The organism is Maribacter corallii (assembly GCF_047345415.1).
GTDB lineage: Bacteria > Bacteroidota > Bacteroidia > Flavobacteriales > Flavobacteriaceae > Maribacter_C.
The window spans coordinates 900,508-915,291 of sequence record NZ_JBLFEP010000002.1 but is presented as its reverse complement, the minus strand read 5'-3'; the positions used below and the strand labels follow the sequence as shown (position 1 = coordinate 915,291).

Genomic DNA, 14,784 nt, shown 5'->3' with positions numbered 1-14,784 from the left:
CATACCATCCATGTCTTTACGCAACATTCGTTTGATTTCCATAGTGAACATGACGCGAATGATTCCCAAATTGATGAAAACTCCACTTCTTGCGAACTATGTGCCAAATTATTGGGACAAACGTTCCTTCTACAGTCATCCCGTTCTCCTTTAATAGCTATCCCGATTTCCGTTGTAGTTATTGGTCTTGGCGAACTCATCTTTGAATCGACTCTTAGAGCCCTTTCCCGGCTCAGAGGACCCCCTGTTTCTATACGTTACTAATATTTTCCAAGGCAAACCCCTTGAATTTTGACGCGCAACACTGTGTTTCCTCTAGGAGAAACAGTGGTTACTATACTGTATAATTTACTATTTCATTCATTATGATCATAACTGATAACCTTACAAAAATGTATGGTGGGCAGAAGGCCTTAGACCATTTGAATCTCAATGTAAAAGAGGGTGATATCTATTGCCTCCTTGGTGCCAACGGTGCCGGAAAGACCACGACTATCAATCTACTTTTGGGCTTTATCGAGCCTACTTCGGGCACGGCGTTCATCAACCAGTTGAACGTACAGGAAAACCTTAAGCACACCAAAAAGTTCTTGGCCTATATTCCAGAAAATCTGATGCTATACCCCAGCCTTACCGCTGTGGAAAACCTCGATTATTTTTCAGGAATTGCAGGAAAAACTTTTTCCACACCTGAGTTAAAAGGGTTTCTCGAAGAAGCCGGACTGCAATCGGAGGCTTTTAGTAAACGAATTTCAACATTTTCTAAGGGGATGCGCCAAAAGGTAGGTATTGCCATTGCACTGGCTAAAGAGGCTAAAGTCTTACTACTCGACGAGCCTACCTCTGGTCTGGATCCTAAAGCGAGTAATGAATTTGGGCGCCTGCTACGGAAGCTCAAAGATAAAAAGGTCGCCACCTTGATGGCCACCCATGACCTGTTCCGTGCCAAAGAAGTAGCTACCCATATTGGTATTATGAAAGACGGCCAACTGAAGCAACAATTTGTGGCCGGCGACATTTCCCTTTCCGAATTGGAAAGTGCTTACCTCAACACAATGGACTATAAAGAAGTAGCACCATGATTTCAAAAACATTTTTTAAAGAAACCAAGGAATTGTTTCGTGAGGGTAGGGTTAGAATCTCATTGATAATCGTGCTGTTATTACTTGGAGTATCCGTGTGGATCAGCACCCGACAATTCCAGAACGTGAACGCCCAATATGCCATGGCCAAAACGTCAGAACGGGATGTTTGGGACAACCAAGGTGAAAAGAATCCGCACTCCGCCGCCCATTACGGAACCTATGCTTTCAAACCCAAATACCCCTTATCATTGGTCGACCAAGGTGTAGACAAATACGCGGGCACCTCTATTTTCTTAGAAGCACATAAACGTAACGAAGCACAATTCAGTGCGGCGGCGGACCAAACCGGACTGGCGCGCTTTGGAGATTTGACACCAGATTTTATTCTGTTGTTCATTTTACCACTACTTATCATCCTTCTAGGGTATAACAGCTTTACGAAAGAGCGCGAAATGGGCACCTTGACCCTCTTAAAAAGTCAAGGTGTTTCCAATTGGAAGTGGTTGCTAGGTAAATGGAGCGCCCTCTTTATGCCCGTCTTGATCATAACCCTAACACTTTTTCTAATCGCGGGAATATTATTGGACAACCTTCAAGATTTTGGAGTCTTCAACTGGAACTCCCTTGGGGTCATGTTTTTGGTCTATATGGTTTATTACGCGGTTTTCATCAACATCATATTGTTGATTTCCTCCCTGGTCAAAAAATCTGGAATTGCACTGGTCGCCTCCCTTTGTATTTGGATTCTGGCCTGTTTGGCAGCCCCCAAAGCGGCCAGTAACATTGCGGAAAACAAGTACCCCTACCCTACGCGACAAGAATTTGCAGCCAATGTACTTCAAGATAAAAAAGAAGGGTTGGATGGTCATGATCCATGGAGCAAGGAAGCCAAACAGTTGGAAAAACAAGTCTTGCAAGAATACGGTGTGGATAGCCTACATCAACTTCCCTTTAATTTTAATGCCTATCGCATGCAAAAAGGGGAGGAGCATGAAGCGGAAATTTATTTTAAGCATTACAACTACCTTAAAGAGCAATACTCCAATCAATCGAATATATATCGGAGTTTGGCGTCTATCTCACCTTATTTGCCCACACGTTTTTTGAGTATGGCCATTGCACATACCGATTATGATACCCATTGGGATTTCGCCGATGCTGCCGAGACCTACCGCATCGCCACCCAAGAGTTCTTAAATGGCAATACGGCCAAAAACACCCAATATGGGGAACGGGGCTATAAAGCAAGTGCCGACTTTTGGAAGCAGTTGCCCGCTTTTCAATATGATCCGCCCGAACTCGGTTCCGTCCTAAATCGCAACACCTCCAATATGGTGGTGTTGGCGACCTGGCTTTTTGCCACTTTCGGATTGTTGTTTTTCACCACCAAAACCCTTTAGCTATGTTATCCTATAATTTTAAATACGAGTTGACCCTGTTGTTGCGCAGCCGCTGGATTCAATTGTTGAGTTTGATCTTGGTGCTACTGTTTGGGTTTTCGACCTATAATGGTTTGAAAAAGGTCGAAACCCGCCAAGATAGTATCATCAAGGCCAAGGATGAAGTAAAGGAAAGCGACGCCATGATGCTAAAACTTTTAGATTCCGTTGAACGGGGTATGGAGGTCAGCGCGTCATCTTGGACGATTCCCTCAAGCCCCATGGCTGTTGGAAACTACCATCCAAGAGTAGCCGCAATGGAGCAACAACCCATGTCCTTTATCGCCACTGGACAAGCCGATCTGTTCACCCATTATGTCAAACCAACGGTAAGCGGTGATGACGCTTCTTTGAATTTTACCGAAATGACGAGTCCTGTACAACTGCTATTCGGCAGCTTTGATCTGGCCTTTGTAATTATCTACCTCTTACCCTTGTTGATCGTGGCCTTCTCGTATAATGTACTTTCCTCGGAAAAGGAAAGTGGTTCGTTGAGATTATTGGCATCACAACCCATCGGACTTCAGCATTGGGTTTTGCAGAAATTGGTCCTGCGATTTTTCTGGTTGTCCCTTTTGGTTCTTGTATCCCTAACCCTCGTTTTCTTGGTATTGGGACTCGACCCCTTTGGTGAACCCACGACTTTCTTCGGCCTGGTAGGTCTCATCTTGGTGTATATGCTGTTTTGGTTCGCTTTGTCCTTCTTGGTGAATATATGGGTTGGGAGTTCGGCAAAAAATGCCGTGGCCCTATTGGGTTTATGGGTGCTATTTGTACTCTTGGTGCCCTCTATCCTAAACCAATTAGGCAATTCATTGTATCCCATGCCTTCCCGCAATCTGATGATCAATGAAATGCGGACTATGAAAGCTGAAGTTACAGAAAAACAGAATGAAATTTTGGACAATTTCTTACGCGACCATCCAGAATACGCCCTGAACGATACAACGCAAAGTAGAGGTTTTTACCATCGCTATATGGCCTCGCAAAATTTGGTAAAAGAAAAAATGGCGCCGATACTCGACTCGTATGAAGGACAATTACAAAACCAACAAAATTGGATTGGCAAGTTCAAATGGTTGTCTCCGGCAATACTCGTTCAGGAATCGCTCAACCGTATGGCCGGTACTTCAAAGGAAAATTATGAAAACTACAGAAAGCAAGTAGTTGCTTTTGCCGGAGAATGGCGGCAACACTTTATGCCCTTTTTGTATAACAATAAGGATTTTTCCCAACTGGATTATCCAAATATCCCTGAATTCAACTACGAACCGAAAGCTCAAAATAGCTGGGTGTCGATACCGCCATTGCTACTGATTGCCCTTGGTCTATTTGGACTTGGTTTCCTCGGCAGCACCATGCGTCGAACGCATTCGATTATAATGGATTCTTAAAATGATTCGAACCCTCATCCTCTTTTTTACGATCACATCCCACGCGGTATGGTGTCAAGATATACTTGTTTCAGGACTGGTCGTGGATCAAAACGATATTCCGCTCCTGGGCGTTACCGTGCAATTGCTTCCGAAAGAAGCGTATACGAGTACTGATGAATCTGGGTATTTCCGTTTATCCATCAACAACGTAGGAGAACTTAGGTTGCTGTTTTCTTCCATCGGTTATCAGACCCAACTCAAGAAAATGGATATAGAAGAAAGGCAATCCGTTCAAATAAGGGTGGTTCTTTCGGAAGAGACCGAGGCCTTGGATGGGGTGACCGTAACCGGTAAAACGAAAACACAAGAACTTCGGGAAAGCACCTTCGATGTTTCCGTTGTCCAGACGGAACGATTTCTTGTTCGAAATACCAACACAAGTGATATTATTAAACAAGTTCCCGGAGTGGTCGTTCGACAGACCGGAGGTTTTGGCAGCAATGCGGAGGTATATCTCAACGGGATGACCGGTAAATCGGTTCCCTTCTTTTTAGATGGCATCCCGCTATCATACTATGGCTCTGGCTTAGGGTTAAATGTGCTTCCCGCCAGTCTCATGGATCAAATCGAAGTATATAAAGGAGTGGTTCCCGTGCATCTAGGAGCAGATGCCTTGGGTGGAGGCATCAATATCATTACGCGAAAATCCCATGGCGATTATTTGGATGCTTCGTATTCCGGCGGGTCGTTCAATAGTCATAAAATCAATCTGAATGCGCAATGGACACATCCGAAGAAGCAATGGATGATCGGTGTCAATTCCTTTTTTAACCATTCCGATAATAACTACGAGGTCGATATCGAGATTCCAGATGAATTTGGCAATCCGAATCCGGCCACGGCAGAACGATTTCACGATGGTTTTTCAAATTTTTTGGCAGGATTGTACGGAGGCGTCCTTGACAAACCCTATGCCGACCGACTGCTTCTTAGCGTCCGTTATTCGGGCATGGAAGATGATATTCAGCACAATGCCATCATGGCCCAACCGTATGGAGAGGTGACCTATGATGAAACTACGGTAAGCACTTCTATTGATTATCAGAAAAGAGACGTATTCAAGAAAACCGACGTAAAATGGTACGGAGCTTATAATCAAACCCGGGGGCATTTCATAGATACTACGCTAAACGTCTACACCTGGGACGGAAAAGTCTTTGACCGGCGAACCGACGGCGGTGAAATTTCGACCTCTAGAAATCTCTTGGAACTCAATAGTAAAAATCTGCTCCAGAGGTTTAATATAACGAATGCCCCATGGGAAAAAGGAAAGTTCACGCTCAATGTATTCTCGGCTTGGTTCAGGAGAATTGGTGAAGACCCGATAGCCGCCCAATTTTACGGAGAGGACTTTTTTGCCAATCCTACCGTTCTTTTTAAAAATGCCACCGGATTGGCCTACGAGCACAATTTTTCGAAAAAGTTGGTGAGCTATTCCGCAGTGAAGCACTTCTGGTTGAATGCAGAGGGATATGCTATTCAAAACCTTGAGTTCATTCCGAACCAACAAGAGGTTTCCAATCTTGGGTTTTTACAGTCCTTGCGATATCGCATGACGGATAAATTTTTAATAAAAACCTCTTACGAATACGCCACAAGACTTCCAGACGAGTTTGAACTTTTTGGTGATTTCACTTTAACCAGACCAAACCCCTTTCTTGAACCAGAACAAAGTCATAATCTGAATCTTGGAATACAATTGAACGCTACAAAAATCGATTGGGAGACCAACTTTTTTTATCGTGATACGGATAATATTATCTGGTTAAGAACCTCGCAATTTTTTGCTCAATATCAAAACCTTTTAAAGGCCAGGACTTTGGGCGCAGACATGGAATTTCGTTTACGGCCGCTCAATTTTCTAGAGATTACCGCTAATGCTACCTATCAAGATCTGAGAAACCGTTCTCCGAAAAGTGTCACTGGAACAGTTGACGAACGCTACTTCAATGCACGCCTCCCCAATATTCCGTATCTGTTCGGTAATGCCGAAGTACGCTTTAACAAGAAGGACTTGTTCGGTTCAGGGAATATATTCTCGGCCTGGTGGTCCGGCAGCTATGTAAATGAGTTTTTCCTGTTCTGGGAAGTTGATGGCAATAGGGATTTCAAGAACAGCATTCCCTCACAATTCGTACAGAATATCGGGGCATCCATTGCACTATTGAAAAACAAGGCCTCCCTATCCCTAGAGTGTACCAACCTGTTGAATGAAAAGGTATTTGACAACTTTAGCGTGCAACGCCCGGGCAGGGCTTTTTACATAACCCTAAGAACATTTTTAAATCGATTATAACACTTAAATAAAAACAAAATGAAAAAAGTACTCTTAAAAAATGGTCAACTTCTGATTACCCTGTTATTCATAGGAATTATCTCCATCGGTTGCAGTGGCGACGACAATGCGCCCCCGGTGGCAGACGTTACTCCTACGCCCGATGCCACACCAGATCCTGAACCTGAGCCGGATCCTGTTGTCATCAATTTTGGGCTCTCTACGGTAGGCGGAGCTTTCCCTAACCAGACCACTTATGTACAAGGATTGACCGACTTAGATTTCGATACGATCGGTAATGATGAGGCGACAGAACTAGCTGCAGGTTCTGGGGCGGGTACCGTATCGTATAACAAGGCGCTATACACCTCTCCTTTTGGAGCGCCCGCAACACTGGTGAAATATGTCTTTGATGCTGAAGGTAATACTGTGGAAGAGGAACGCATCGTGGTTCCTGGCGCGAACGTTTTCTCAACCCTGTACTTTGAAAGTGAAACCGTGGCTTACGGCTCCGTGGCCGGAGGCATTTCAAAGGTGATCGTATTCGACCCTACTACCATGCGCATTACCGACGAAGTACCCCTGAGCGATGTGACGAGCCGTTTTCCAGAAGCAACACGCACCTACTACCTCGATATGATGGAACGTGATGACAAACTGTTTATGGGAGTCCATTACGAGAACAACTTTGTGCCCGTAAACGATTCTGCCTATGTTGCCGTAATCGATCTAAATTCAAGAACGGTTGAGAAAATACTTTCCGATGCAAGAACAGGTATGGTTTTCGGAGGTCAGGCTGCCAACACCGGAATGGTAAAGGCCGAGAATGGCGATATCTATGTACAAGGTCTGGGTACTACCCTGAGCGGAGGTGCCAGTCCGAGTGGCCTTTTAAAGATTGCCAATGGGGAGACCGATTTTGATTCAGATTATTTTATGGATATGGAAACCGCAACGGGTAATGTCTGTTGGGGGGTCTATTTAATGCCCGATGGACGTGCCTTTACATCCAAGGTCGAGGACGAGAATGATTTTTTCGAATTCCAAACAGGCGAACCGCAGTTCACCTATTATGAAATAGATCTACTAAACGGAACCAGTGTAGGTGCGGTGCCCGGACTTCCTACAACCTACGGCTCAAGGGGAATGATCATTCGCCCTTTGGATGGAGAAGAGTTGTTGTTCACCAATGCTACCAACGATGAGAACGCCGTATACAGTTTTAATGGGGCGACCAACTCCACAAGCAAGAAATTCGTTTCAACAGGCGGTTACGTAAACGGATTGGAAACACTGGATTGAGCAAGGGATCATGTCTAAACTGGTACGTATAGCAAAGAACGAAATCAAGATAGCCCTAAGGGAAAAACTCGTAGTATCCCTTGGGGTATTGATTTCGGCACTATTGGGAATAGCCTTATTCGCAGGATATCTCTCGTATAAGCAACAGGAAAGGACCATCATACGGACACAGGATGAAAAAAGAAAAGAATGGCTGGGTCAGGGAGATAAACACCCACATATTGCCGCCCATTACGGAACTTTCGCATTCAAACCGAAAACCGTTTTCAGCATGTTCGATTTCGGATTGGACACCTTCACTGGAACCTCTGTGTATTTAGAAGCACATTACCAACACGAATTCATGTTCAGGCCCGCCCAGGATCATAGTAGCATGATACGGTTTGGTGAATTGAGCGGTGCTTTGGTCCTGCAAGTACTCCTTCCTTTGCTCATTATTTTCTTGGCATTCGCTTCCTTTACTAAAGAACGGGAGAGTGGCACCTTGCGTTTGTTGATAAGCCAGGGCATATCGTTTAGGGCATTGGCCTATGGAAAGATACTGGCCTATCTCCTCATGCTCTTGGTACTCTTAACACCTTTCTTGCTCGGTGTCATACTACTTTCCCAATCTGGAGTAGATTCTGATGCGCTCCTCGATATGGGAACTAGACTCCTGTTTCTACTGTTGTTATACAGCAGTTACCTTTTTCTATTTATTTCTTTTTCAGTGTGGGTGTCCCTAAAATCCGCAACAGGAAGGAACGCCTTACTGACTTTACTGACGTTTTGGATCTTTTTTACCATGCTAATGCCAAAAGCATTGGCGAATATGGGTGAGAGCTTTTATAAGCTCCCATCAATGCGTTTATTCAAGACCCAAATACAGCATGACATCGATAATGGACTTGACGGAAACACTTCACGTTCCGTTCGAATGGCCCAATTGGAAAAAGAATTTTTAGAAGAATACCATGTCGATTCGATACAGCAACTACCGTTCAATTTTGACGGTGTGAGCATGCAGGCTGGCGAAGAGTACGGTAATAAAATCTATGACCATCATCTCCAAAATTTAAGGGGCATTTTTCACAAACAGAACCGTTTGGGAAGTATCGGAAGCCTAATCAACCCATACTTGGCGATACAGCACCTTTCTATGGGGCTTTCGGGCACCGATATTCACACCAGTATGCACTTTGAAGATGAAGTCGAGGAATATCGCAGGAATTTGGTGAAACGAATGAACGACGATATGGCTCAGAATTCCAAGTATGGGGAGTTCTATGAGTACAAGGCAGGAAAGTCTTTATGGGAAGGCATCGCAGACTTTTCGTATCGATCGCCCACTGCCATCAAGGCAATTAGCAACTACAAGGTCGAACTCGCCTCCCTAATGATATGGATCTCGACCATACTGGTGCTTCTAAACCAGGTAGACCAAAAAAAGAAAACGCCGTTATGAACACAATTTCCAAAACAATACTGAAATACGAATGGAAGACCTTTGTTCGAAACCGCTACCAAGTGGTCATGCTCCTGGCGTCCTTTGTTTTCGGACTCTATGCCATTTACTATGGACAATCGGAAATAGATGCACAGCGAGAGACGATTGTAACCATTACGGATCTGGAAGATGTGGAATTTTCCTCCTATAGGGACAGTTTCAAAGGTGCCCTAGAATCTTCGGCACAAGAACAGATGCATGATATCGCCTCGCGCCCTGAATTCGCTTGGTTTCGTCATGGCTATCATGCAATTCTACCTCCGCACGACTATGCTGCGTTGGCCATTGGTCAACGTGACTTATTTCGGTATTATTACCGCTTAACGGGTATGAGTCTTCATTATCAACTTTTTGAAAATGAACTGGCCAACCCGGTGAACCTATTGGCAGGCAACTTTGACCTGTCATTCGTACTCATATACCTATTTCCCCTTTTGATTATTGTTTTTTGTTACAGCTCATTTTCCGCAGAAAAAGAGAATGGAACATTGCCCCTCTTACAAGTGCAATCCGTCAGTATTGGAAAAATCATACTGTTACGCCTATTGTTCTATTTTACGATCATCACCGGACTTGCCTTGCTCATTTCCTTCATCGGGTTATTTGCTTCAGGCGACCTTTTGGATGCGGAAAATAGAATTCCCGCAATCATTTGGATTTTGGGGGTAGTCACCTATTGCGCGTTTTGGTTTGCCCTACTATTTCTAATCATCAGCTTTCGCAAAAGTTCGGCCTTTAATGCCATGATAGCGGCCGGTTTATGGCTATTATTCCTGATTGTCGTTCCCGCATTGCTCAACATCATCGTAACTACGAAATACCCATTGAGCAGCACGACTTTAGCAGGACTCACCCGACGTACCGGTCTGGAAAACGAAAATGATGAAAACGAATCACGGGAAGTGATTATGGAATTTCTTTCCCACGAACCGGGTCTAGCCGCCAGCGACAGCCTGATACACCACAACATGCCCGCCAAGGCCTATGCCGCATTTACGGCCTTAAAGGATATCAACAGCAACCAGGAGGTCACTCGATACAATCTTGAAGTCGAAAAAAGAAGTCGGTGGACAAAGGGATTTCATTGGCTGAGTCCTTCCGTAAACTTACAGCATCTATTCGCTCAGGTAGCCAAAACCGATTTGGAAACTTTCCTTCAGTTTCAAAAAGCGCTCACCCATTTTCATGGGGATATTACGGATTTCTACTTTGAGAAACTCTTTTGGGACAGGCCTATACGACTTGAAGACTATTCAAATCTTCCCTCATTTAAAATACCACCAACGCATTCGAATCTATACGGGGTCGGAACAAGCTTGGCCAAATCCGGGGTCATGGCATTGATCGCTTTTTTGGTGGGCTTTATCAAAATGAAAAACCAATAGAATTCACAATGAGAAATACACTTTTACTATTCCGTATATTCCTAAGACTCAAAAAGTGGCCCAGCAGTATTGTATTTGTACTGGCAAGTCTTTCAGGGCCCGCTATTTTTGCCCAAGAAGAGGGCAATTTCCCACCCCCTAAAATTCCTGCAGAGATTCAGGCTTTCAAGACGACCTCGGAAATGAACATTGATGGGCGCTTGGACGAATCCGATTGGAAGATAGCAAAACCCGTTACCGATTTTTTCAGGGTAGAGCCTGTTCAAGGTGGCACCATTAAAAATCCTACCGAAGTACGCATCCTTTACGATGATAAGAATCTTTATTTTGGGGTCTTTGCCAAGGATTCCCTTGGTAAAAAAGGCATTCGAATGCAAGATTTAAGTCGAGATTTCAATGGGCTTGAAAATGATGTCTTCGGCATTCAAATCGACGCGCAGAATACAAAACAATATGCCGTTTCCTTTCAGACCACTCCCTATGGGAATCAACAAGACCTACAGAGTTTTAACGATCGCAATAGAGATGAAGACTGGAACGCTTTATGGCGTGTTCGCACCCAGCGAACCGATAAGGGGTATTATGCGGAATTCGCCATTCCCTTCAAATCGATTCGGTATGATAAACCCTTAGAAGGTGTTCCTATAGAATGGGGGATTACTTTTTTCCGCTTGGCACGTAAAGACTATGAAAAAACCGTTTTCCCTGATATCCCTCAGTCATTTTCTGAAAACCGCATGATCTATGCCGCCAAACTTACGGGCTTAAAGGTACCTCCGCCATCAGCGAACATCAGAATAGAACCGTATGCACTATTTCAGTATGACGAAAACAAAACGGGTGACATCGTGACCGATAAAATAAATGAGCCAAAGGTCGGGGGCGATGTCAAATGGGCTATTAACCCGAACGCCGTACTCGACTTGACCATAAATACCGATTTTGCACAGGCAGATGTGGATAGAGCGGTAAACAACTTGGAACGCTTTAATATCTTCTTTCCCGAACGGCGGCAGTTCTTTTTAGAAAATTCCGGTATTTGGGCAGGTGCAGGTGGCTCTAGGGTACGGCCATTTTTCAGTCGCACCATAGGTCTCTCCAATAGCTTTAATGCTTCCCCCGCGCCCTTGGATGCCGGCGCCCGGTATACTGATCGAGACGAAAACCGAACCATAGCCGCGTTGGCGGTTCGTCAAAGGGAAACGGATGACAGCCCGGGAAGTACGTTTGGTGTGGCGCGTTATACCCAGAATTATGGTGAGGAAAATAATATTGGGGCCATGGTCACTTATCGGTTGGATGATTCTTTACGTGATTTGGGTGTCGAAAGCCAGGATAACACCACTATTTCAATTGATGGATTGATTCGTCCAAAACCAGATCTTACATTGACCTATCTACTATCTACTTCACTCGATAGTGAGACGGAAGATAACGGTTTTGCTGGAAGAATAGGAGCTACCTCAAGAACCAATAAATATTACATGGGATATATTACTGATTTTGTAAGTCCTGATTACGCCCCGGATATGGGATTTGTTGCCCAAAAAGATTTCATGCTTCATAGCCCTGGAGGGTATGCCATTCTAAGGCCTAAATGGTTGCCCTTTGTGCGCCGTTGGGATCCCGGGGTCTTTTTTAATTACTTTCATGATTTTGAGGATTTTGGAAAATTTCAACAATCCAATCTCTATATTTTCCCCATCTACACTTGGTTTAAGGACAATAGTTTTGTTGAAGCTTCCCTCACGCCCACATGGCAAAATATCAATTTCAGTTTTGCTCCATTGGGTCTCGAAATTGGACAAGGGGATTATAACTATACCCGATATACACTTCGCTATAACTCAGACCAGTCAAAAAAGCTATCGGGTTCCGTTCGGTATGATTTCGGAAATTTTTACAATGGCGCCAGAAATACAGTGACCGCAGGGTTGCGTTATGCACCTTTGCCTCATATCGCCTTTACGGCTGACTACGAACATAACAATATCAATGGAGTTGGCGTTTCACAAGAAGACCTCGATACCGATCTCTATACGGCAAGTTTGCGCTTGGCGTTGAACCCGAGGGTACAGCTATCCACCTTTTACCAATATAATAGTTTTGATGAACAAGGACGGTGGAACGTTCGCTTTAGTTGGGAATATATGCCGCTGTCGTTCATTTACCTCGTGTTCAACGACACCCAAACCAATGTTATTGATCCCATTCAGCGGAGTACCCAATTCATCAGCAAAATCACTTTTTTGAAGCAGTTTTAGCTCAAAGTACAGAACCTATGGAATCACAAAGAAGAGTTTTTTTGAAAAAACTATCCATGACCGCCTTGGGTCTTGGAATACCATTTGGGCAGATATGGTCAAAATCATTTGACCTGAAAAGAAGTCAAAGTCAGGATATCAATCCTTGGTTGGAAATATCCAAAGAAGCCTACTTGAACAATGCCGCGGAGATTTCAAATATCGTAAACGGGAAACCAATCCTCGCGGTCTTGAAAAACAACGCCTATGGTATTGGAGATGTGGAAGTAGCGAACATTTTAGATGTTAGCCCTCATGTTTACGGTTTTGCCCTAGTAAAGGAAAAACGATGTCTGGCTCTTAGGAAATCCGGAGTAAAAAAACCGATTCTACTGATGGGCGATTTTTCTAGTGAGTTAGGCCAAGAAATCGTCAATGCGGATATTACGCTAAGTGTGTTCTCGAGAGAGTCCTTTAAGAAGATTACAACTCTTCCTCGCAATGAATCCCAAAAAATTAAAGTGCAACTTTACTTTGATACCGGACTGGGACGCATGGGTATACCCCATGACACGGATTGGGAATGGATCAAAGATTTGACCCAAAACGACAATATTCATGTCAGCGGGCTGTTCTCTACCCTTACAACGCCAAAGGACTTCGCTAATGAACAAATCACGAGATTTAAAGTACTTCTAAAGAAACTCAAAACCATGGGTATAGTGCCGGAAAGGCAACACCTTGCTCCTTCGTTATCCCTATTGGACTTGAAAGAGTCACACATGAACACAGTACGACCTGGAATTCTACTACATGGGTCTTTTCCGCTATTAAAAATGTCGTTACCCAGGCCGTTCTTGTTGAAACCAACTTACCGGTTAAAGGCCAAGGTCATTCGTCTGGAACTCCTCAATGAAGGAGACACCATTGGGTTTTCCAGATTTTACAAAGTACCTGAAAAACAATGGATTGCAACCCTTCCCATAGGTTGGGCCGATGGTTATTCAAGTGCAGCGGAAAATGGGGCGAAACTGCTGATCAAGGGCAAGCTTTTCACTGTGGTCAACGTTAATGCAAGCCATTGCAATGTGGTTATAGGAACGCAAAAACAAGTAGAGGTGGGCGATGTGGCTACCTTAATCGGACCTGATGCTCCTGAAATTACCCCGGAAGGTTTTGCCCAATCGATTGATGGTAATAATTACCTTCAGATCAATTATAAGGAATCAATACCAAAATATATATTCGATGCTTTTGACTAGAAAACCAATATACTGGTTACTGCTTTTATCAACCTTTGTCTTAAGAGGACAAGGTCAAATCATCGAGATAGGGAATGATAGCATCGCCCTATACGTCGAGGATACTGGGAGAGGAAAGCCTATCATTTTCATTCCTGGCTGGACCATGACCACGGAATTCTTTTCAAAACAACGAGATTACTTTGGAAGTAAGTTCCGGTACATTTCATACGACCCCAGAAGTCATGGAAAATCTTCTAAAACCGCTGTAGGCCATACCTATAAAAATCACGCTGAGGATTTGCATGCTATCGTTGAGTTGTTGGACCTCCAAGATATCACTCTGGTTGGATGGTCAAGCGGGTGCGCCACCATCTATGAATATGTTCAACTATACGGTACTGACGACCTCAATTACGTTGTTTTTATCGATGAGCCCCCAAAATGGATTGGCAATACTTCAGATGAGTGGGTGTATGGAACTTTCGATGACTATCGCGAAAGTCTAAAGGATTTGATCAACGACCGAAAAGCCTATGCCTCGGGTACGGCTCAGTGGATGACACAACAAAAGTTGGATACAGTTCAGAAGAATTGGATAGTCGATCAGATGTTAATGACTGCTAACGATGCCGCGTTGAGCCTCTATATAGATGGTATGGCAAGTGACTATACCGAAGTGTTAATAGGATTAAACCAAAAAGTGCCTATGCTCTTTATGCTAAGGGAATCATGGTATGGAAGAGCATCCGAGTGGTTAACGAGCCATGTACCCAAGGCCAAGGTCGTTTCTATTTCAAGTCATGCCACATTTTGGGAAAAACCCGGCGATTTCAACAAAACAGTACTAGCTTTCATCACAAACGAACCGTAAGGCAACTTAAGTCAAGAT

At 44.1% G+C, this 14,784-nt stretch carries 10 protein-coding genes; all 10 read left to right on the top strand.

Annotated features, from left to right (window positions below; genetic code table 11):
• Nucleotides 1-365 precede the first annotated feature (365 nt).
• From ACKWCA_RS09265 to ACKWCA_RS09220, 10 genes are read left to right on the top strand one after another with little or no spacing between them, the layout of a single operon-like run.
• Complete coding sequence (locus ACKWCA_RS09265; RefSeq protein ID WP_413977899.1) at nucleotides 366-1,082, top strand: ABC transporter ATP-binding protein; 717 nt, start codon at nucleotides 366-368, stop codon at nucleotides 1,080-1,082.
• Nucleotides 1,079-2,485 carry an ABC transporter permease gene (locus tag ACKWCA_RS09260; protein WP_413977898.1) on the top strand — a complete coding sequence of 469 codons (1,407 nt, stop codon included), beginning with the start codon at nucleotides 1,079-1,081 and terminating at the stop codon, nucleotides 2,483-2,485. Before ACKWCA_RS09265 ends, ACKWCA_RS09260 begins: the two co-directional genes overlap by 4 nt.
• Nucleotides 2,486-2,487: 2 nt before the next feature.
• Nucleotides 2,488-3,918, top strand: coding sequence for a DUF3526 domain-containing protein (locus tag ACKWCA_RS09255; RefSeq protein ID WP_413977897.1), 1,431 nt, complete (start codon nucleotides 2,488-2,490; stop codon nucleotides 3,916-3,918).
• Between the two features lies 1 nt (nucleotide 3,919).
• Nucleotides 3,920-6,256: a TonB-dependent receptor gene (locus ACKWCA_RS09250; RefSeq protein WP_413977896.1), complete on the top strand. Its 2,337-nt coding sequence runs from the start codon at nucleotides 3,920-3,922 to the stop codon at nucleotides 6,254-6,256.
• A gap of 18 nt (nucleotides 6,257-6,274) precedes the next feature.
• Complete coding sequence (locus ACKWCA_RS09245) at nucleotides 6,275-7,537, top strand: DUF4374 domain-containing protein (protein WP_413977895.1); 1,263 nt, start codon at nucleotides 6,275-6,277, stop codon at nucleotides 7,535-7,537.
• Nucleotides 7,538-7,547: 10 nt separating this feature from the next.
• Nucleotides 7,548-8,981: a DUF3526 domain-containing protein gene (locus tag ACKWCA_RS09240; RefSeq protein WP_413977894.1), complete on the top strand. Its 1,434-nt coding sequence runs from the start codon at nucleotides 7,548-7,550 to the stop codon at nucleotides 8,979-8,981.
• Nucleotides 8,978-10,408: a DUF3526 domain-containing protein gene (locus ACKWCA_RS09235; protein ID WP_413977893.1), complete on the top strand. Its 1,431-nt coding sequence runs from the start codon at nucleotides 8,978-8,980 to the stop codon at nucleotides 10,406-10,408. Before ACKWCA_RS09240 ends, ACKWCA_RS09235 begins: the two co-directional genes overlap by 4 nt.
• Nucleotides 10,409-10,416: 8 nt before the next feature.
• The gene (locus ACKWCA_RS09230; RefSeq protein WP_413977892.1) at nucleotides 10,417-12,672 is read left to right on the top strand and encodes a DUF5916 domain-containing protein; all 2,256 of its coding nucleotides are present in this window, start codon (nucleotides 10,417-10,419) and stop codon (nucleotides 12,670-12,672) included.
• A 17-nt stretch (nucleotides 12,673-12,689) separates the two neighbouring features.
• Nucleotides 12,690-13,913: an alanine racemase gene (gene alr / locus ACKWCA_RS09225; protein WP_413977891.1), complete on the top strand. Its 1,224-nt coding sequence runs from the start codon at nucleotides 12,690-12,692 to the stop codon at nucleotides 13,911-13,913.
• Complete coding sequence (locus ACKWCA_RS09220) at nucleotides 13,900-14,766, top strand: alpha/beta fold hydrolase (protein WP_413977890.1); 867 nt, start codon at nucleotides 13,900-13,902, stop codon at nucleotides 14,764-14,766. Before alr ends, ACKWCA_RS09220 begins: the two co-directional genes overlap by 14 nt.
• Nucleotides 14,767-14,784: the final 18 nt, after the last annotated feature.

What these genes read in the sequence shown, in the direction of transcription:
- ACKWCA_RS09265 (WP_413977899.1), top strand. Translation starts at nt 366, where the DNA reads ATGATCATAACTGATAACCTTACAAAAATGTATGGTGGGCAGAAGGCC.
- ACKWCA_RS09260 (WP_413977898.1), top strand. Translation starts at nt 1,079, where the DNA reads ATGATTTCAAAAACATTTTTTAAAGAAACCAAGGAATTGTTTCGTGAG.
- ACKWCA_RS09255 (WP_413977897.1), top strand. Translation starts at nt 2,488, where the DNA reads ATGTTATCCTATAATTTTAAATACGAGTTGACCCTGTTGTTGCGCAGC.
- ACKWCA_RS09250 (WP_413977896.1), top strand. Translation starts at nt 3,920, where the DNA reads ATGATTCGAACCCTCATCCTCTTTTTTACGATCACATCCCACGCGGTA.
- ACKWCA_RS09245 (WP_413977895.1), top strand. Translation starts at nt 6,275, where the DNA reads ATGAAAAAAGTACTCTTAAAAAATGGTCAACTTCTGATTACCCTGTTA.
- ACKWCA_RS09240 (WP_413977894.1), top strand. Translation starts at nt 7,548, where the DNA reads ATGTCTAAACTGGTACGTATAGCAAAGAACGAAATCAAGATAGCCCTA.
- ACKWCA_RS09235 (WP_413977893.1), top strand. Translation starts at nt 8,978, where the DNA reads ATGAACACAATTTCCAAAACAATACTGAAATACGAATGGAAGACCTTT.
- ACKWCA_RS09230 (WP_413977892.1), top strand. Translation starts at nt 10,417, where the DNA reads ATGAGAAATACACTTTTACTATTCCGTATATTCCTAAGACTCAAAAAG.
- alr (WP_413977891.1), top strand. Translation starts at nt 12,690, where the DNA reads ATGGAATCACAAAGAAGAGTTTTTTTGAAAAAACTATCCATGACCGCC.
- ACKWCA_RS09220 (WP_413977890.1), top strand. Translation starts at nt 13,900, where the DNA reads ATGCTTTTGACTAGAAAACCAATATACTGGTTACTGCTTTTATCAACC.